General features: G+C 63.2%; 17 protein-coding genes. 8 read left to right on the forward strand and 9 right to left on the reverse strand.

Annotated elements, in window-relative coordinates:
• The first annotated feature begins 53 nt into the window (after positions 1-53).
• Both FJ986_RS26170 and FJ986_RS26175 read left to right on the forward strand, forming a co-directional pair.
• The gene (locus tag FJ986_RS26170) at positions 54-1,634 is read left to right on the forward strand and encodes an iron ABC transporter permease (protein WP_181181925.1); all 1,581 of its coding nucleotides are present in this window, start codon (positions 54-56) and stop codon (positions 1,632-1,634) included.
• Positions 1,631-2,713: an ABC transporter ATP-binding protein gene (locus tag FJ986_RS26175; RefSeq protein WP_140500809.1), complete on the forward strand. Its 1,083-nt coding sequence runs from the start codon at positions 1,631-1,633 to the stop codon at positions 2,711-2,713. Before FJ986_RS26170 ends, FJ986_RS26175 begins: the two co-directional genes overlap by 4 nt.
• Positions 2,714-2,758: 45 nt before the next feature.
• Here FJ986_RS26175 and FJ986_RS26180 read toward each other — a convergent pair whose 3' ends face one another.
• From FJ986_RS26180 to FJ986_RS26215, 7 genes are all read right to left on the reverse strand, one after another.
• Positions 2,759-3,808, reverse strand: coding sequence for a sn-glycerol-3-phosphate import ATP-binding protein UgpC (locus tag FJ986_RS26180; RefSeq protein WP_140500808.1), 1,050 nt, complete (start codon positions 3,806-3,808; stop codon positions 2,759-2,761).
• A 7-nt stretch (positions 3,809-3,815) separates the two neighbouring features.
• Positions 3,816-4,664 carry a sn-glycerol-3-phosphate ABC transporter permease UgpE gene (gene ugpE / locus FJ986_RS26185; protein WP_140676326.1) on the reverse strand — a complete coding sequence of 283 codons (849 nt, stop codon included), beginning with the start codon at positions 4,662-4,664 and terminating at the stop codon, positions 3,816-3,818.
• Positions 4,665-4,672: 8 nt separating this feature from the next.
• Positions 4,673-5,557 carry a sn-glycerol-3-phosphate ABC transporter permease UgpA gene (ugpA, locus tag FJ986_RS26190; protein ID WP_140513871.1) on the reverse strand — a complete coding sequence of 295 codons (885 nt, stop codon included), beginning with the start codon at positions 5,555-5,557 and terminating at the stop codon, positions 4,673-4,675.
• A 238-nt stretch (positions 5,558-5,795) separates the two neighbouring features.
• Positions 5,796-7,100 carry a sn-glycerol-3-phosphate ABC transporter substrate-binding protein UgpB gene (gene ugpB, locus FJ986_RS26200; protein WP_140633277.1) on the reverse strand — a complete coding sequence of 435 codons (1,305 nt, stop codon included), beginning with the start codon at positions 7,098-7,100 and terminating at the stop codon, positions 5,796-5,798.
• 396 nt (positions 7,101-7,496) lie between these two features.
• A complete protein-coding gene (locus FJ986_RS26205; RefSeq protein WP_140676332.1) occupies positions 7,497-8,621 on the reverse strand; it encodes an ATP-binding protein in 1,125 nt (374 codons plus the stop codon).
• A complete protein-coding gene (gene kaiC / locus FJ986_RS26210; protein WP_140500803.1) occupies positions 8,618-10,111 on the reverse strand; it encodes a circadian clock protein KaiC in 1,494 nt (497 codons plus the stop codon). The genes FJ986_RS26205 and kaiC overlap by 4 nt, the downstream gene beginning before the upstream one ends.
• A complete protein-coding gene (locus FJ986_RS26215) occupies positions 10,095-10,418 on the reverse strand; it encodes a circadian clock KaiB family protein (protein ID WP_140676336.1) in 324 nt (107 codons plus the stop codon). The genes kaiC and FJ986_RS26215 overlap by 17 nt, the downstream gene beginning before the upstream one ends.
• Positions 10,419-10,679: 261 nt before the next feature.
• On the opposite strand from FJ986_RS26215, the gene FJ986_RS26220 reads away from it, so the two are divergent.
• A complete protein-coding gene (locus tag FJ986_RS26220; RefSeq protein WP_140513873.1) occupies positions 10,680-11,438 on the forward strand; it encodes a Crp/Fnr family transcriptional regulator in 759 nt (252 codons plus the stop codon).
• A 191-nt stretch (positions 11,439-11,629) separates the two neighbouring features.
• Here the strand turns inward: FJ986_RS26220 and FJ986_RS26225 are convergent, their stop codons facing one another.
• A complete protein-coding gene (locus tag FJ986_RS26225; RefSeq protein ID WP_140558128.1) occupies positions 11,630-12,310 on the reverse strand; it encodes a TlpA disulfide reductase family protein in 681 nt (226 codons plus the stop codon).
• 36 nt (positions 12,311-12,346) lie between these two features.
• Between FJ986_RS26225 and argH the strand changes: the two genes are divergently transcribed.
• The 3 genes from argH to lysA all read left to right on the forward strand — a co-directional run bounded on the left by argH (position 12,347) and on the right by lysA (position 15,431).
• Positions 12,347-13,747, forward strand: coding sequence for an argininosuccinate lyase (gene argH / locus FJ986_RS26230; protein WP_140513875.1), 1,401 nt, complete (start codon positions 12,347-12,349; stop codon positions 13,745-13,747).
• 140 nt (positions 13,748-13,887) lie between these two features.
• Positions 13,888-14,094 (forward strand): lipoprotein, encoded by a 207-nt coding sequence (locus FJ986_RS26235; protein WP_140500798.1) that lies wholly within the window; start codon positions 13,888-13,890, stop codon positions 14,092-14,094.
• Between the two features lie 68 nt (positions 14,095-14,162).
• Positions 14,163-15,431, forward strand: a complete 1,269-nt coding sequence (gene lysA / locus FJ986_RS26240; RefSeq protein WP_140676339.1) for a diaminopimelate decarboxylase — start codon at positions 14,163-14,165, stop codon at positions 15,429-15,431.
• A 22-nt stretch (positions 15,432-15,453) separates the two neighbouring features.
• Here the strand turns inward: lysA and FJ986_RS26245 are convergent, their stop codons facing one another.
• Entirely contained in the window at positions 15,454-15,756 is a 303-nt protein-coding gene (locus FJ986_RS26245; RefSeq protein WP_140513877.1) for a metalloregulator ArsR/SmtB family transcription factor, read from the reverse strand.
• 50 nt (positions 15,757-15,806) lie between these two features.
• Between FJ986_RS26245 and FJ986_RS26250 the strand changes: the two genes are divergently transcribed.
• Positions 15,807-16,748 carry a threonine/serine dehydratase gene (locus FJ986_RS26250; protein WP_140676342.1) on the forward strand — a complete coding sequence of 314 codons (942 nt, stop codon included), beginning with the start codon at positions 15,807-15,809 and terminating at the stop codon, positions 16,746-16,748.
• A gap of 118 nt (positions 16,749-16,866) precedes the next feature.
• Positions 16,867-19,461, forward strand: a complete 2,595-nt coding sequence (locus tag FJ986_RS26255; protein WP_140676345.1) for a TIGR02302 family protein — start codon at positions 16,867-16,869, stop codon at positions 19,459-19,461.
• Positions 19,462-19,500 lie beyond the last annotated feature (39 nt).

Consider the following 19,500-nt stretch of genomic DNA (forward strand, 5'->3'; position numbering starts at 1 on the left):
TCGTGGTCTTTCGATTGCCGCCGCCGGGCGGCAAGGGCGCGAAGTCTGAGCCGATGCAGTTCGCGGCCGACATTGCAACCCCGGGCCTGCCGCCGAGGACGCGCCGCAGGGCGCGCCAGCGCGCTGCGTCATGGATCGTTGCCGCCGCTATCTTCGTTTCGCTGCTGGCCCTGCTGCCGCTTGCCTTCATCGTCTGGGTCGCCGTGCAGACCGGTTGGGAAACCGTCTCGGCGCTGGTTTTCCGGCCGCGTGTCGGCGAGCTTCTGGCCAACACCGTCCTGCTTGTCGCGCTCGCCGTGCCGATCGCCATCATCCTGTCGGTGGCGCTGGCCTGGCTGACCGAACGCAGCGACCTGCCCGGCGCCCGGCTGTGGGCCTGGCTATGCGTGGCGCCGCTCGCCATTCCCGCCTTCGTGCACAGCTATGCCTGGATCACCATGGTGCCCGGGCTACATGGCTTGTGGGCCGGCGTGCTTGTCTCTGTCATAGCGTATTTCCCGTTCCTTTACCTGCCGGTATCGGCGGCCCTGCGCCGGCTCGATCCGGCGCTCGAAGACGCCGCGGCCGCACTCGGCCTTGGTCCCTGGCGTGTGTTCTGGCGCGTCGTGCTGCCGCAGCTCAGGCTTGCCATCTGTGGCGGCGCATTGCTGGTCGGCCTGCACCTGTTGGCCGAATACGGCCTTTACGTCTTCATCCGCTTCGACACCTTCACCACGGCGATCGTCGACCAGTTCCAATCGACCTTCAACGGGCCGGCCGCGAATATGCTGGCCGGCGTGCTGGTGAGCTGCTGCTTCGTGCTGCTCGGGCTGGAGGTGCTGGTGCGCGGGGAAGAGCGCTATGCCCGCGTCGGTTCGGGCGCCGCGCGCCACCAACAGCGCGCGCCGCTCGGCCGGGCGACCGTGCCTTGCCTGCTGCTGCTTGCCGCCACCACGCTTCTGGCGCTCGGCGTACCGTTCGTCACCATCGGACGCTGGCTTGCCGCCGGCGGCGCCGAGGTCTGGCGGCTCGACGAGATCGGCCTGGCGCTCGGCCAGACGTTGTTCCTGGCGCTCGCCGGCGCGCTGCTCGCCACCGTCGCCGCCATGCCGATGGCCTGGATCTCGATCCGCGCGCCGGGGCCTCTGCAGCGCTTGCTGGAGGGCTGCAACTACATCGTCGGATCGCTGCCCGGGGTCGTGATCGCACTGGCGCTGGTCACCATCACCGTGCGCATCGCCCTGCCGCTCTATCAGACCCTGTTCACCATCCTGGTTGCCTATGCCTTGATGTTCCTGCCCCGCGCCCTGATCAGCCTGCGGGCGTCGATCGCGCAGGCGCCGGTCGAGCTCGAGCGCGCCGCGTCCAGCCTCGGGCGGTCGCCGCTCCATGCATTGTGGTCGACGACGATCCGCCTGTCGGCGCCGGGTGCCGCCGCCGGCATGGCGCTGGTGGCGCTCGGCATCATGAACGAACTGACCGCGACCCAGATGCTGGCGCCGAACGGCACCCGCACGCTGGCGATGGCGTTCTGGTCCTACAGCGGCGAGATCGACTACGCTTCGGCGGCACCTTACGCCTTCATCATGGTGGCGATGTCGCTGCCCCTGACCTGGCTGCTCTATGTCCAGTCAAAACGGATGGCTGGACGATGAGCTTTCTCGAACTCAGGGGCTTGCACAAGCATTACGGCCCGGTCGCGGCGCTTGCCGGCATCGATCTCGACATCGCCAGCGGCAGCCGCACGGCCATCGTCGGGCCGTCCGGCTGCGGCAAGACCACCTTGCTGCGGCTGATCGCCGGTTTCGAGGCGCCCGACCAGGGCAGCATTGTGCTTGACGGAAAGATGCTGGCCGACAGCGGCGGCGCCGTTCCGGCGCACCGCCGCGGTATTGGCCTGGTTGCACAGGACGGCGCCCTGTTTCCGCACCTGACGATTGGCGACAATATCGGTTTCGGGATGGACCGCAGGCTGGACAAACGCTCCGAACGCATCGTCGAACTGGCCTATATAGTAGGGCTGGACAAGGCGATCCTGAAGCGCCGCCCGCACGAACTCTCCGGCGGTCAGCAGCAACGCGTGGCGCTCGCCCGCGCCATGGCGATGAAGCCGCGGCTGATGCTGCTCGACGAACCGTTCTCGGCGCTCGACACCGGCCTGCGCGCCTCCATGCGCAAGGCCGTGGCGGAACTGCTCGAAGCCGCCGGCATCACCACCATCCTGGTGACGCACGATCAGGCCGAGGCGCTGTCCTTCGCCAGCCAGGTCGCTGTGATGCGCGAGGGCCGATTCTCGCAGGTCGGCACGCCGCGCGAACTTTATCTCAAGCCGAAGGACAGGATGATTGCCGAGTTCCTTGGCGACGCCATCATCCTGCCGGCGAAGATAGCGGGTGGTTTCGCCACGTCGCCGCTTGGCCGCATCGCCGTGGATACATCGGACAGCCGCGATGTCGCCCGCATCATGTTGCGGCCGGAGCAGATCGGACTGAAGCGGACATCGCGCGAGGGCATGTCCGGCACGCCGGACATGCTGTTTGGCGAGGTAACGGAATCCGAATTCGCCGGCTCGACCTGCACGGTCGCGGTGCGGTTGCTCAACAGCCCCGACCCGCCGGACGCCGCCGCCATCGGCAGTACGCCGCTGATCCTGCGCAAGTCCGGCATGGACGCGCCGGCGGTCGGTGAGATCGTCCGGCTCACCGTGTCGGGACAGGCGCATGTATTCGCCTGACCGGCCGACGGTTCGCGGCTCGCTAATCGGCATGCAAGATTGGCGTCAGTCGACCCTCTTTGCAGCCTGATCGAACCAGTGAAGTTTCTCGGCCTTGGCCACGACGCGCAACTGGTCGCCGGGCTTGGCTGTGGCGCGCGCGGCCACACGCACGACGATGCGGTCGCCTCCTGCCGCACAGTGAAGAAAGCTGTCCGCTCCCACCGGCTCGACCGCCTCCACCATTGTCGGCAGCACGAGCGCGCCGGACGGTGCCTCGGCCGCGAAAGTGACATCGGCATCCTCGGGGCGGAAGCCAAGCGTGACGGCATTCGCAGGCGCAAAGTCGCTCGTCTTGCTGCCGGTCAGCGCCGGACCCGAAAGGGACAGAAGATTCATCGGCGGTGCGCCGATGAAAGAGGCGACGAACGTCGAGGCCGGCTTTTCGTAAATGTCGAGTGGCGCGCCCGCCTGCTCGACCAATCCGCCATTCATGACGACAAGGATGTCGGCCAACGTCATCGCTTCCAACTGGTCATGGGTGACGTAGACCGAGGTGACGCCGAGCGAGCGCTGCAAGTTCTTGATTTCGACCCGCATCTGGCCGCGCAGCTTGGCATCGAGATTGGAGAGTGGCTCGTCGAACAGGAAGACTTTCGGATTGCGCACGATGGCGCGGCCCATGGCGACGCGCTGGCGTTGACCGCCTGAAAGCTCGCGCGGGCGCCGGTCAAGCAGCGCTGAAAGCTCCAGCACCTTGGCGGTCGAACGAACCCTGCTGTCGATCTCGTCCTTGGGCGTACCGCGATTGCGTAGCCCGTAAGCCATGTTGTCGTAGACTTTCATATGCGGATAGAGCGCATAGTTTTGGAACACCATGGCGATGTCGCGCTCGGTCGGGCCGATCGTGTTGACGATCTTGCCGTCGATAGCGACCGTACCGGAAGAAATGGTCTCCAGCCCGGCGATCATCCTCAAAAGCGTGGACTTGCCGCAGCCGGACGGCCCGACCAGCACACAGAGTTCCTTGTCGGGAATGGCAATGGAGACGCCCTTCACGGCTTCGACGCCGCCGGCATAGACTTTCTTCACGTCCCTCAGATCGACCGTCGCCATCGGCTTCTCACTTTTCGGTGTCGACCAGTCCGCGCACGAACCAGCGCTGCATCAGCACCACAACCAGGATTGGCGGCAAGATTGCCAGGATCGCCGTGACCATGACCAAATGCCATTGGGTGTCGGCATCGGCGAAGGAGACCATCTTCTTCAGTGCGATGACGATGGTGTTCATATCGTTGCTGTTGGTGACCAGCAGCGGCCACAGATACTGGGTCCAGCCGTAGATGAAAAGAATGACGAACAGCGCCGCGATATTTGTGCGCGACAATGGCAACAGGATATCGAAAAAGAACCGCCATGGACCGGCGCCGTCGACGCGCGCCGCCTCGACCAACTCGCCCGGGATGGTCATGAAGAACTGGCGGAACAACAACGTTGCGGTGGCCGAGGCGATCAGCGGGATGATCAGTCCGGCATAGGTGTCGATCATACCGAGGTCGACCATTACCTTGTAGGTCGGCAGGATGCGCACCTCGACGGGAAGCATCAGGGTGATGAAGATCAGCCAGAAGAACGTCATGCGCAGCGGAAAACGGAAGAAGACGATCGCATAGGCCGACAGGATCGAGATGAATATCTTTCCGACCGCGACGCCGAGCGCCATGATCGTGGAGTTGAGGAGCAGCCTGCCGACGCCGAGCCCGCCGATGCGGCCGACGCCGCCGAACAGCGCCTCGCCGTAATTGTTCCAGAACTCGCTGCTCGGCCGGAAAGGCAGTGGCGGCCTAAGGATGGTTTGCAGCGTCTGCGTCGAGGCAACGAAAGTGTAGTAGATCGGAAAGGCCACGATCAGTATGCCGAGGATGAGCACGGCATGTGCAAGGAAAATGCGAAACGGGGATTGACCGATCATCGCGCTCCTCAGCCGTAATGAACCTTCCGTTCCACGTAGCGGAACTGGATGGCGGTGAGCGCGATGACGATGACCATCAGGATGACCGACTGCGCCGCCGAATCGCCGAGGATCAGATTGACGAAGCCGTCATTGTAGACCTTGTAGACCAGTGTCTCGGTGGCCTTGCCCGGCCCGCCGCCGGTGACGGCGTGGACGATGCCGAACGTGTCGAACAGCGCATAGACGGTATTGACGACCAAAAGGAAAAACGTCGTCGGCGCCAAAAGCGGGAAGACGATGGTCCAGAAGCGCTTGGTTTCGCCGGCGCCGTCGATCGCCGCCGCCTCGATCAGCGTTTTCGGCACCGCCTGCAGCCCGGCGACGAAGAACAGGAAATTATAGCTGATCTGCTTCCAGGCGGCCGCCGCCACCAGAAGGATCATGGCGTCGGTGCCGTTGAGCAGCGGATCCCAGGCGACGCCCAAACGTCTCAGCAGATAAGACAGCGAGCCGATCGATGGATTGAACAGGAACAGCCACAGCATGCCTGCAATCGCCGGCGCCACCGCGTAGGGCCAGATCATCAGCGTGCGGTAGAGGCCTTTGCCGCGCACCACCTTTTCCGCCATCACGGCAAGGAGCAGCGCCACGCCCATGGCAACGATCACGGTCGCGAGCGAAAACACCACTGTGACCTTGATCGAGTTGAGATAGGCCGGGTCGGCAAGCACCTTGCGGAAATTGGCAAACCAGACGAACCTGCTCCTCAGCCCGAACGGGTCCTGCCTCAGCATCGACTGGTAGAGCGCCTGCCCGGCCGGCCAGTAGAAGAACACCAGCGTGATGGCAAGTTGCGGCGCCACCAGGAGGTATGGCAAGACTTTGTTGGGAAAGACGACGCGCGGGGTCAATGCGCCGCTCCGGCGTGGAAAGCCGAGCGGCGCTCTACGGCGCTCGCCGCTGCCCTGCCGGGCATCTCCCCCTCTTGGAGGAAGATTGGCAGTTCCTGCGGCAGCTGCCATTCTCCAGCTTTGACAATTGCCGAAAACGGTCGCGACAGCCAGTCTCCCCCCTCCAGGGGGAGATGCCCGGCAGGGCAGAGGGGGGTCTCGTAGAGCAAGGACTATAACTCGATAGGCTCGACGCGCCCTAATTCCCCAGTGCTTCCTTGATCGCCGCGTTGCCACGCGTGACCGCATTGTCGAGCGCCTGCTGGGCGGTTTCCTGGCCGGCAAGCATCTTTTCGAACTCCTCGTTCTGGATGTCGCGCACCTGCGGCAGGTTCGGCAACCGCACGCCCTTCGAATTGTCGGTCGGCGCCTTGCCCGTCATCTGCAGGATCGGCGTCTCGCGACCGGGATTCTTGTCGTAGAAGCCGGACTTTTTCGTCGCCTCATAGGCGGCGAGCGTCACCGGCAGGTATCCCGATTTCTGGTGCAGATATTCCTGCACATCGGTCTTGGACAGATAGGCGAAGAAGGCCGCGACGCCTTTGTATTCCTCGTCGGACTTGCCGCCGAAGACCCAAAGGCTGGCGCCGCCCGGCGTCGTGTTCTGCGGCGCGCCCTTGGCGTCGCTGTCATAGGGCAACTGGCCAATGCCGTAGTTCATGCCCGACTTGACGATGTCGCCTAGGCCGCCCGAGGATTCGGTGAAGATGCCGCATTCGCCGGCGAGGAATATCTGCTTGGCTTCGGAGGTGCGCCCGCCATATTTGAAGGTGCCGTCCTTGGCCAGATCGGCAAGCGCCTGGAAATGTTTGACGAAGATCGGCGAGTTGATCTTGAGTTCGACATCACCGCCGGCCAGGCCATTCTGCTGCGTGGCCCACGGCACATCGTTCCACGCCGCGAAGTTTTCCAGGTGTATCCAGGTCAGCCAGGTCGAGGTGTAGCCGCAAGCGGCGGCGCCGCTCGCCTTGATCTTTTTGGCATCCTCCCACACCTCGTTCCAGGTCTTGGGTGGGTTGTTCACATCGAGCCCCGCCTTCTGGAAGATGTCCTTGTTGTAGTAGAGGATCGGCGAGGAGGAGTTGTAGGGGAAGGACAGCATGGTGCCGTCCGGCGTCGAATAATAACCGACGATGCCTGGCAGATACTGGCTCTTGTCAAAGTCCATCCCGGCGCCGGTCAGCACCTCGGCCACTGGCTTGATCGCGTCCCGGGCCGCCATCATCACGCCGGTGCCGACATCGAACACCTGGATGATGTCAGGCGACTGGCCGGCGCGATAGGCGGCGATGCCGGCATTCAGCGTTTCGGGATAGGTGCCCTTGAAAACCGGAACAATCTGGTAGTCGCCCTGGCTGGCGTTGAAATCCTTGGAAATCTTGTCGACGACCTCTGCGTTGGCGCCGGTCATGGCGTGCCACCAGCTGATCTGCGTGACGGCGAAGGCGGAGGTTGTGGAAAGCAGGGTCACGGCGACACCGGCCGCGAAGCCAAAGAACTTCATGTTTCGTCTCCCGTTCTCATTGCTTGTCATTGGCGAAAGGGGCACTCCCGCAATGGCACTATGTGTCGTTCGCGCGCAGCGGACAACGGTTTTGTTGCGGGCAGGCGCACTTCATGTCCGGCTAAAGTAGCGTTCACTTCCGGATGAAAGTGACCCGGAAAAGGATTGCATAGCGGCTTGCTGCTTGAATTGATGTACCAGGGACCTGTCTCGAGACGGTCAGCGACCTCACCGACGGACGGCGTCTAACAGCACATGACAACACTGACATGACAACGCTGAAAAAGGCGTCGGTTTAATGCTCGGTCGATGCGTGGAAATTCCCGTCCCGCGCTCAGCCTGACGGATTTGACATCGGCCAATCAGTCTGCTGGCCGGGAATGGGTCTGCCGCCGCTCAGTTCTGCTGCCGCTCGGTTCCAGAAGCGCGCGGCAAGTAGAGATGCAGGCTTGTTCCCTGACCGATTTCGCTATCGATTCGGACATGCCCACCGGATTGCTTGATGAAGCCGTAAACTTGGCTTAGCCCGAGTCCCGTACCCTGCCCTTCCGATTTTGTTGTGAAGAACGGCTCGAAAACGCGCGCCAGGGTGTCCTTGCTCATTCCACAGCCGGTATCGCGTACAGTCACGCGAACAAATGAAGCCGCCGCTGAACGCAAATCCTCCAGATCATTTGGAAAATTGCTGGTCTCAATCGTGAGGGTGCCACTGCCTTTCATTGCATCTCTGGCGTTCACCGCAAGGTTAAGAACGGCGATGTCGAGCTGGTTGGCATCGATAAGGATAGGGTCCAAGGCTGGATCCAGATTGCATTGCACCCGGATACCGCTCCCCAACGTCCGTTCCAGCAGCGTCGTCAGCCCCTTGATACGTTCATTGAGATCAATCTGTTCCGGGGCCAGGGATTGGCGTCGCGAAAAGGCAAGCAGTTGCTGTGTTAGCGCTCCTCCATTTTCGATCCGCCTGAACATCTCCTCGACCAGCAGAGTGACTTTCTCATCCGCAGGATATTTAGCGATCTGTTTCTCCAGAAGCCGAAGGCCAGACCCGAAAACGGCGAGTAGGTTGTTGAAGTCATGGACAATGCCAGCTGCGAGGCGTCCAATGGCTTCGAGCTTTTGTGACTGGCGTGCGTTTTCTTCTCTTGATCGCTGGGCCGAGACATCGCGCAGGCTGGCAAGCAATGCGGGCCTGCTGTCCCAGGTAACCTCGACCGTACGCATTTCCACTTCTGCCGGCTTGCGGCCGGAACGGTGAACGGTGATCTCGGCGATCTCTCCGGAGACGACCGGACGGCCGAGCGGAACGTGGAGGAGTTCGTCAAGCGGCTGTCCAAAAATTACGGCTGCCGCAGGATTGGCATAGAGCACTGTTCCGTCCAAATCGACCACCAGCATCCCGTCGGCGGTATTTTCGATCAACTGGCGAAAGCTGAGCTGGCTGATGCCAGCCGGAGATGTATCTCCGGGCGATTCCAGCATTTCGGCGGCGTTTTGCGCCGTATTCAAGGCGCTCTTCATGTCGACGTGTTGTCCACGGCGGAGTCGCCGAACACATCAGGCGCGCTGTCAAAGGGCTTTCCAAGATGCATGCCGCCACTGTCGATGGTGAAGCGCCGTATCTGTTTGTCGTGTTCGCTGCCGCGCATTTTCAGCACCATCATGCCGCGATGCATGAATTCTTCCTGCTGAATGTAGCGCAACAGAATGATCGAATCGGTGAGTGTGGAAATATGCTGCTCGCTAGCGCTCTGGCCTCCGACAAGCGATTTGTTGGTAGCGGTGCAAAGGCCGGCAATTTCGCGCTTCTTTATGAAGGAGGTGACGCTGATCAAGAACTCACGAAACCCGGTTTCTGGCGCGATGCGCTCCAATGCCGACAAGCTGTCGATTGCCATGCGATCGGGTTTGAACTCCGCCACCAGTTCGCGGATCATCAGAAGGTGATCCGGCAAACTCTGCGCTTCCGGATAAAGGCAGACTACCTTCAGGCGACCATCCGCCTCCATCGCTTCGAAATCGACGCCCCAGCTACGCGCGTTGCGGAAAAGCTGGCCGCGGCTCTCCTCATAGCCGACGAGCAAGGCGCGTTCGCCCGCAGCCACTCCGCCCGCTAGAAAGTTGGTGACAAGTAGAGTCTTTCCGGTGCCTGTGGCTCCACTGACAAGGGTTACGCTGTCGCGAAAGAACCCGCCGCTGCACATTTTGTCGAGTTCGGAATTACCACTGGTGACCCGTTTCGTGCTTGATTGCTGCTCCAGGCGCAACGATGACAGAGGCACAGCTACGATGCCCTGTTCGGCGACCAGCGTTATGGGCACTTCGCCCTCAACGTGACGGCTGCCGCGCATTTTCAGGACTTCTATGGTCCGCCGACGGCGCTCGCGATCAAGGGCATTGCGAAGGATCACGACATTGTCTGCGACGAACTCCTCTATTCGGTGACGGGAGATTTCACCATATTCACTGTTGCGTTCCGCGGTCATAAGGACCGTCAGCCCTTCTTTCTTCAGCGCGGTCGCAATACGTAGAAGTTCGCGGCGCACTGCCGTCTGCTCGGCTACGAAATGATCGAAAAGTTGGGTAACCGAATCGAGCACGATGCGCTTTGCCCCGGCGCTTCGGCTCGCGTGCAGAATGCGGGTCAGAAGACCGGCGAGGTCGAAATCGCCCACAACCACCTGGTCCTGATCGCGCGGGCTCGCATCGACGAAAACAAGCTTGTCCGCCGCTCGCCAGCCGCGGATGTCCCAGCCGAAGCTCGCCATGTTTACCTCGATCTCGGTTGGCGACTCCTCGAAAGTGACGAAGACACCGGCCTCATTGAGACCGGTGATGCCATGCGCCAGGAACTGCGTGGCGAATACGGTCTTGCCGCTACCGGGCGTGCCGCCCACGATGGTGGTGCGTCCGCGCGGCAAGCCACCCATCACCAAGTCGTCAAAAGCCTCGATCCCTGTATTGACGCGTTCAAGAACCGGGTCGATAGAGATCTCATCCGTCGCGGTCATGAATATCATCCTTCTTGCGAAAACCGAAATAGTCCAGAACCTGAGCGATATTGCTGATGTCGCCCACCATACGGCGCGGGGGATCGGCGGATTCGTCGGAGAGCGTCGGCGTTGCTAGTATCCCTGCTCGCTCCGCCTCATGAGGATGTTCCAGGATATCGAAGATCTGGATTTCAATGGATGCGCTCATCTCCTCGATTATCTTCAGGCGGCTTTCCAGTGCCCGACGAGCACCGGGCGTGTCTCCGGCGATGTAGAGCCGGAGAAGGGGATGGGCCCCTGAAGCGGGCGGTTGTTCCGGGTTCATATCTCACGCTGGTTGCACGGGTTCAGTATCGACGTGCTCTACGCGACACGCCAGCAATTCAACCGCAGGGCTTTGTTGTCCGCCTTGGGCGATCTTCTAGCATTTCGCCTGGAGCCGACGCGCCACAGCTCGCGCTAGATGGGGCCTGGATCAGCACCCCTGTCACTTCTTAGACATTCGCGCTTTGCGCGTCTGCGCACTAGTGGACATTTCTCCGGTTATTGGGATATGGGCCGCAAGCGATCGTTCGGAGGAGTGTAAATGGAAGCCCGCGCCCACATAGACTCCGGCATGATCGGCAACAATCTTCTGCGGGCACTCACCGCGGCAGATTGGGCAATCCTCGAGCCTTGGCTGGATGAGTGGTCGGCCCCCACCGGAACACTGCTTTATGAACCTGGCGACACGGTTCGCCATGCATACTTCCCGAGAGGTCCCAGCCTGATTTCCTATCTCGTCGTGCTGAGCGACGGGCGTGCGATCGAGACGGCTCTGGTCGGACGAGAAGGGGCAATTGGCGGAGTTGTCAGCCAAGGCAGGCTCCCAGCTTACGCTCGCGCTGAAGTACAATTGGGAGGTTCGTTCTTCCGCATCGACCTGCTTAACCTTGAAGAGGCGAAGTCCAGGTCGTCGACGCTACGGAATCTGTTCGCGCGGTACGCGGACTGCCTGATGGCGCAGATGTTCCAGTCCGTGGCCTGCAATGCCGCGCATTCGATCGAGCAACGGACAGCGAAATGGCTGCTGGCCGCCATTGATCGGACGGGCACTCCCGATCTGGCGCTGACACAAGAACAGCTCGCCGTAATGCTCGGAGTCGGCCGGAGCTATTTGAGCCGCGTCATACGCGATCTGAAAGAACACGGTCTCATTGAGACCCATCGTGCCCGGATCGTCGTTCGCAAGGTCGACGGCCTGCGGTGGCTTGCTTGCGAGTGCAATGCGGCGGTCAGTCATCACTTCGACGAAGTATTGAAGGGCGTCTATCCCCTGCCGACCAACGGCTCGTCTGGCCGATAGCACAAACGGCTCGCCATATATGTCCTTAAGGTGAGTCCCTGGACGCCGAGGCTTGGACTACTATCTCGGCAAGCCGGCGCCGATCCAGGCATTCGACGAATTGACCGGGTCGGCTCAGGCCGCCGCGGATGGGCTGGGCGGAACCGTTGCGTGGTCAAGCCGCGCTTGCGCCCAGCCTTGTCCCAGCCTCTTCAAGACCCGAGCGCGGCCTCGACAAGCCGCTTGGCGTCCGGCCCCGACCACTCGGCCGGGCCGTTCATATGGGCGATCAGGCAGCCTTCGCCGTCGATCAGCATGGTGACGGGCAGGCCGAGCGCCAGGCCGCGCGTCTTGAGTTCGTTGAACAGCGCCATCGTCGAATCCCTGTAATAGCCGAGCGCCTCGACGCCGGTGTCCTTGAGGAACTTCTTCGGCTTCACGTCGTCGCCGGCATCGACGTTGACGGCGACGACCTGGAACGCATCGCTGCCTTTCTCCTTCTGCAAGGCGTCCAGCGCCGGCATTTCGGCGCGGCATGGCGCGCACCATGTCGCCCACAGATTGAGCAGCACCGTCTTGCCGGCATGGTCGGCGATGGTCATCGGCTTGCCGTCCGGGCCGTTGAAGGCGAGGCTCTTCATCGATTGCGGCGGATCGGCTGGCAAGAGCGCCGCGACCTCGCCGGTGGCGGCTGCGGCGATCTTCTTGGCGCGTTCGCTCTTGGCGGCGCAGGCGACATCGTCCTTGCTGTCGCCGACGGCGACTTGCGACGCGGCGTTGTTGCCAGACTGGCTCTCGCTGACATATACCGCGACCGCGCCGGCCAGCGCTCCCGCCACCAGGGCGGCGAGGATCAGGCGCGGGGCCGGGAAAAATCTGTTTCCGTCTGCCATGTTCTCAAAACTGCTCCGAGCACGGGTTTTATAGCCATGAGCGACAAGAAGACCAGCAACCAGATGTGGGGCGGACGATTTGCCTCGGGTCCGGCCGCGATCATGGAAGCAATCAACGCATCGATCTCGTTCGACCGCAAACTCTATGCGCAGGACATCAGAGGTTCGATCGCCCATAGCGCGATGCTGGCGCAAACGGGCATTATTTCGGCGGCCGATCAAGAGAAAATCGCTCACGGCCTGAACACGATCCTGAAAGAGATCGAGGCGGGCACGTTTGAATTCTCGACCAGGCTGGAAGACATCCACATGAACGTCGAGGCCCGCCTCGCCGAGCTGATCGGTCCGGCCGCCGGCCGGCTGCACACGGCCCGCTCTCGCAACGACCAGGTTGCAGTGGACCTCCGGCTCTGGGTCAAAGACGAGTGCTTTCGCGTCGCCGAGGCCTTGAAGGGTCTCATCAGTGCGTTGCTGGAGCGGGCCGAGCAGCACGCCGCGACGGTGATGCCGGGCTTCACCCATATGCAGGCGGCGCAGCCGGTGACATTCGGCCACCACTGCATGGCCTATGTCGAGATGTTTTCGCGCGACCTGTCGCGGGTGCGCGACGCCATCGAACGCATGGACGAGAGCCCGCTGGGTGCGGCCGCCCTTGCCGGCACCAGCTTTCCGATCGACCGCCACCAGACCGCCAGTGCGCTCGGCTTCCGCGAGCCGATGCGCAATTCGCTGGACAGCGTCTCGGACCGCGATTTCGCGCTGGAATTCCTGGGACTGGCGGCCATATGCGCCACGCATCTGTCGCGGCTGGCGGAAGAAATCATCATCTGGTCGACGCCGCAATTCGGCTTCATCAGGCTGTCGGACAGCTTCTCCACCGGCTCCTCGATCATGCCGCAGAAGAAGAACCCCGACGCCGCCGAACTGGTGCGCGGCAAGACCGGGCGCGTCACCGGCCATCTGGTCGGCCTGCTGACGGTGATGAAGGGCATGCCTTTGACCTATGGCAAGGACATGCAGGAAGACAAGGAATCGGTGTTCGATGCCGCCGAGACGCTCGACCTGATGCTGGCGGCGATGACCGGCATGGTCTCCGATATGACGGTGAACGCGGCGGCGATGAAGAAGGCTGCCGGCTCCGGCCACGCAACCGCGACCGACCTTGCCGACTGGCTGGTGCGCACGCTCGGCCTGCCGTTCCGGGAAGCGCATCATGTCACGGGACGGGCGGTGGCGCTGGCCGAAGAGAAGAAGCTGAGCCTGGAGAAGCTTGCGCTGGAAGACTTGCAGTCGATCCACCCCGGCATCACGAAGGACATTTTTTCGGTGCTGGCCGTGCAGAACTCTGTGAAGAGCCGCACCTCCTTCGGCGGCACCGCACCGTCGGAAGTCAGGAAGCAGATCCGCTACTGGAAAAAGCGGCTGGCGAAGGCGTGATGCCGGACATTGCGGCCAGCCATATCCCGGATATTGCAACCGCCAATATCCACGATATTGCAACGGCAATATCCAGGGTGCAATGCGCCGAGAACTCGGCTAAAAGCAGCGGCGGAAAAAAGTTTCGGACGGATGGATCGATGACCGGAAGCAGGATTTTGGTAACACTGACGCTGCTTGCGGCGGTTGCCGCCGTTACGGCTTGCGGCAGAAGGTCCGGTCTCGACACGCCTTACGAGGCGGCCGTGCAGGCGCGCAAGGACGCCGAGAAGGCACACCAACCCGTGCCGCCGGAACCGGAAAAACCGGTCGCGGACAAGAAGTTCATTCTCGACCCGCTGCTCTAGAGCCGGTCAGAGCGGTTTAGAGTGCTAAACCCGCTCCTACCCTGCTCCAACTTTTCGGAACCACTCTCGTGAACCATTTCGACTACCGCGACGGCGTGCTTCATGCCGAGGACGTGGCGATATCGGACATCGCCGCAACCGTCGGCACGCCATTCTACTGCTATTCGACGGCCACGCTGACCAGGCACTACCACGTCTTCGTCCAGGCATTTGCCGGGCTCGATGCACTGGTCTGCTACGCCATGAAGGCGAATTCCAATCAGGCGGTGCTCAAAACCCTGGCCAGGCTCGGCGCCGGAGCCGACGTGGTGTCGGAAGGCGAGTTGCGGCGCGCGCTGGCAGCCGGCATCCCGGCCAGCAACATCCTGTTCTCCGGCGTCGGCAAGACCGCGCGTGAGATGGACTTTGCGCTGGCAGCCGGCATCCTGTGCTTCAACGTCGAATCCGAGCCCGAACTCGAACTGCTCTCGTCGCGCGCCGTTGCCCTGGGCAAGGTGGCGCCGGTCTCGCTGCGCATCAATCCGGATGTCGACGCCAGGACGCACAAGAAGATCTCGACAGGCAAAGCCGAGAACAAGTTCGGCATTCCATGGCAGAAGGCGCGTCAGGTCTATGCGCGCGCGGCTGAATTGCCGGGCATCAAGGTCACCGGCATCGACACCCATATCGGCAGCCAGATCACCGAGCTGCAACCCTTCGACGATGCCTTCGCGCTTTTGGTGGAACTGGTCGGCGCGCTGCGCGCCGACGGCCATGCCATCGAGCATGTCGATCTCGGCGGCGGTCTCGGCATTCCCTACCGCGTCGACAACAACCCGCCACCGCTCCCCCACGCCTACGCGCAGATCGTCCGCAAGCACGTCACCAAGCTTGGCTTGAAGGTGATGTTCGAGCCGGGCCGGCTGATCGTTGGCAATGCCGGTATCCTCGTCTCGCAAGTGATCTTCGCCAAAGAAGGCGATGCCAAGAATTTCCTCGTCGTCGACGCCGCCATGAACGACCTGATCCGGCCGACGCTCTACGACGCTTTCCACGACATAAGACCGGTGGTGCTGCCGCCCGCCGAGGCGCCGCGCATGACGGTCGATATCGTCGGCCCGGTCTGCGAGACCGGCGACTATCTCGGCCTCGACCGCGACCTGCCAAGGCTCAAGTCCGGCGACCTGGTCGCCATCGCCACCGCCGGCGCCTATGGCGCGGTACAGGCGGGCACCTACAACACCCGCCTGCTGGTGCCGGAAGTGCTGGTCGACGGCGATCGTTTCCACGTCGTGCGCCCGCGCCAGACCTATGACGAACTGATCGGGCTGGATTCGATCCCCGACTGGCTTGCATAGAAGCCGCCGAAGGCGGTCCTAGCTATAGCCGGTTCTGGATGAGCGCTCTTGTCTCAGCGATCCTGTCCTCGTCGCGGCGATAGAATGTCCATTGCTTGATGCGCTTGGCCCGTAACAGCCCTGCCTGGGTGAGCACACGCATGTGCTCGCTGAGCGTCGCCTGGGTAATGCCGAGCTTTTCGGCGATCAGCAGCGCACAGACGCCGTCCTCGACCAGATCGCCATCCGCCTGGGCCGGGAAATGCGCGCGCGGATCCTTCAGCCAGTCGAGGATCCGCAGCCTTCGTTCGTTGGCAATCGCCTTGAACACGTCAACCTCTTGCATTTAGGCATTTTGCCAAGTTACTAATTGCTGTCAATCCCAAGGAGATGGCCATGACCAACGGCAACACCATAACGCGCGAACGCATCGCGATGATGGAACCGCGCATCCGTCGCTATGTGCGCCACACGCCGGTGCTACGCGTCGACATGGCCGACTTCAACCGGCCGCCGCTGGCGGTCGATCTCAAACTCGAATGCCTGCAGCATTCCGGTTCGTTCAAGGCGCGCGGCGCGTTCACCAATCTTCTCGAGCGGCAGGTCCCCGGGGCCGGTGTCGTCGCCGCCTCGGGCGGCAATCATGGAGCGGCGGTGGCGTATGCCGCCATGCGTCTCGGCCACAGGGCGACCATCTTCGTTCCGGAGGTGAGCCCGCCGGCCAAGCTGGAGCGCATTCGCAGCTACGGCGCCGAGCTGGTCGTCGGCGGCGCCCGCTATGCCGAGGCGCTGGCCGCCAGCGAACGTTTCGCCGAGCAAACCGGCGCCTTGCAGATCCACGCTTTCAACCAGGAGGAAACGCTTATCGGGCAAGGCACGCTCGGGCTGGAAATCGAGAACGACCTGCCTGAGATCGACACTTTGCTGGTCGCCGTGGGCGGCGGCGGCCTGATCGGCGGCATCGCCGCCTGGTTCGCCGGCCGTATCCGCATCGTCGCCGTAGAACCCGAGGGCGCGCCGACACTCTATCGCGCCCTCGAGGCCGGCCATCCGGTCGATGCGCCGGCCGAGGGCATCGCCGCCGATTCCCTGGCGCCCAAACGTGTCGGCGAGATGATGTTCCCGATCGCCGAGGCCTTCGTGGAACGCTCCATCCTGGTCAGCGACGACGACATCGTCGCCGCCCAGAAGGCGCTGTGGGACCGGGTGCGGATCATCTCGGAACCCGGTGGCGCCGCGGCGTTCGGCGCCATCCTGTCCGGCCGCTATGCGCCGGCACCCGGCGAACGGCTCGCCGTCCTGGTCTGCGGCGCGAACGCAAACCCGGCGAAATTCTGATCGCTGCGCCTTTCTCTCCTTCACGTTTTTCAGGAACTGCCTCGCCTTCGCCGCGTTTGCTGGGTATTCTTCGAGTCGTGAGGTTCGGGCCATCCCGCCCGCTCCCGTGGAAGGGCCGATGACGGAACGACCGATCTTCAGCAGCGATCGCGGTCTCGCCGGGCGCCTGGCGCTCAGCCGGCTGGCGACGCGGGTGTCGATGATGGTCGAACGGGGCTGGCCGCTCCTGCTGCCGCTTCTCGTCGTCGCCAGCCTGTTTCTCAGCATTTCCTGGCTAGGGCTTTTCCCGCGCCTGCCCGATGCCGCGCGCATCGGGCTGGTCGCCGCCTTCGGCGTCGCGACACTGGCCGCGCTCTACCCGCTACGCTTTTTCCGCATGCCGGGCGGCGCCGAGATCGACCGCCGCATCGAGGCGGCCAACCATTTGCTGCACCACCCCGTCCAGACCCAGACGGACCGGCCGAGTGGTCGCGAAAGCAGCTTCTCGCAGGCGCTGTGGCGCGAGCACCAGAAGCGCATGGCCGACAGGCTCGACAGCCTCGGCGCCGACGTGCCGCGCACGCGCGTGCCGGAACGCGATCCCTGGGGATTGCGCGCCGTGGCGGCGCTTCTGCTCGTCACCGCCTTCGCTTTTTCCTTCGGACCGACCGGTGGCCGGATAGCCGACGCGTTCAGCGCCCAGGACGCGCATGACGCCGTGCCGCCGCGCATCGATGCATGGGTGACGCCGCCCGCTTATACCGGCAAGCCGCCGATTTTCCTGACCGCGGATGCCAACCAGGCGGCGCCGGCTTTCCACGTTCCCGAAGGCAGTGATGTTTCGCTGCGCGTCACCGGCGGCTCGGGCGAGGAGACGCTTGCCTATGCCGACAAGGATGGCAATGCGCGCGCCATCGATCCCGCCGACCCGCAGGCGGCCGCGGCCAAGCCGGCGGCAAGCCCGGCAGCGCAGTCCAAAGTGCGCCAGTTCATCGGCAAGCTGACGAGCGATGGCACGCTGACGCTGAAGTCGGGCGAGGACGAACTCGGCCGTTGGGCCTTCGCGGTGATCCCGGACAAGCCGCCGCAGATCCGTTTCGTCGGCGAGCCGAAGCGCGCTGTCAACGGCGCTTTCGAGCTCAACTACCAGATCGACGACGATTATGGCGCCGCCAACGCCAAGGCCGTGTTCGCGCTCGCCGATCCGCAGGCGCCCGATGCACGTCCGCTCTACGGTCCGCCTGACATGCCGCTGACGCTGCCGCGCCGCGGTGGCAAGGCGAATGCCGCCCGGACCTCGAAGGACCTGACCGAGCACGTCTGGGCTGGCGCCGAGATCAAGTTGACGCTGGTCGCCACCGACGATGCCGGGCATACGGCGAGCAGCGAAACCAAGACATTGGTGATGCCGGAGCGGCCGTTCTCCAATCCGCTGGCGCGGGCCGTTATCGAGCAGCGCCGCCTGCTGGCGCTCGACGCCAACGCCAAGCCGCGCGTGCTCGACCTGATGGATGCGATCACGCTGCGGCCCGAGGACACGTTCGACAACATGTCCCACTACCTCGCCATCATGAGCGCGCGCAGCCGGTTGAAGATGGCCGACAGCGACGACCAGTTGCGCAACGAGGTCTCCTATCTCTGGGAAATCGCGCTCGGCATCGAGGAGGGCAATCTCTCGGCTGCCGAGAAGCGGCTGCGCCAGGCGCAGCAGGCGTTGCAGGATGCTATCAAGAACGGCGCCAGCGACGCGGAGATCGAAAAGGCGATGAAGGAACTGCGCGAGGCGATGAACCAGTTCCTGCAGGAATTCGCCGAGCGCGCCAAGCAGAATCCCAACGCCCCGCAGATGCAGCAGAACGGCCAGGAACTACGCCAGAGCGACATCGACCGCATGATGGACCAGATCGAGAACCTGGCGAAGTCCGGCGATCGCGACAAGGCGCAGCAATTGCTGTCGCAGCTGCAGGACATGATGAACAACCTCCAGGCCGGCCGCCAGCAGCAGGGTGGCCAGCAGGACAGCCAGATGCGCCAGCAGATGGACAAGCTCGGCGACATCCTGCGGCGCCAGCAGGAGATGATGAACGACACCTTCCGCATGGACCAGATGCAACGCGGCGAGCGCCAGCGCGGCCAGAACCGCGATGAACAGCTCGGCGAAGGCGGCGGCGAGGATCAGGACAGACCGGGCGCAGGCGAGAACCGCGATCCGCTCGCCGGGCAAAAGCCGATGACGCCGCAGGAATTCGCCGATGCGCTGAAGCAGTTGCAGGAAGGCCAAGGCCAGCTGAAGAACGACCTTGAGCAGTTGAAGAAGGGGCTCGAGGGCATGGGCATGGAGCCCAATGAAGGCTTTGGCGAGGCCGGCAAATCAATGGGCAATGCCGAGCAGGCCCTGGGCGATGGTGAAGGTGATCAGGCCGTTGGCCACCAGGGGCGCGCGCTGGAGGCGCTGCGCAAGGGCGCCAAGGACATGATGAAGCAGATGCAGGCGATGCAGGGCGACGAAGGCGGCAGCCAGGAAGGCGGTCGCCAGCAGAACGCCGATCGCGATCCGCTCGGCCGGCCGCGTGCCAGCCAGGGTCCCGATTTCGGCGATTCGGTGAAGGTGCCGGACGAGATCGACGTGCAGCGCGCCCGCCAGATCCTGGAAGCGATCCGCAAGCGGCTCGGCAATGCGCTCAGCCCCGATATCGAGCGCAGCTATCTGGAACGGCTGCTGGAACTGAAATAGGGATCGCCGCCGCGGCATCCGCTGGGAGCGGCTGCAACA

Origin of the sequence: Mesorhizobium sp. B1-1-1 (assembly GCF_006442955.1) — a bacterium.
Taxonomy (GTDB): domain Bacteria; phylum Pseudomonadota; class Alphaproteobacteria; order Rhizobiales; family Rhizobiaceae; genus Mesorhizobium.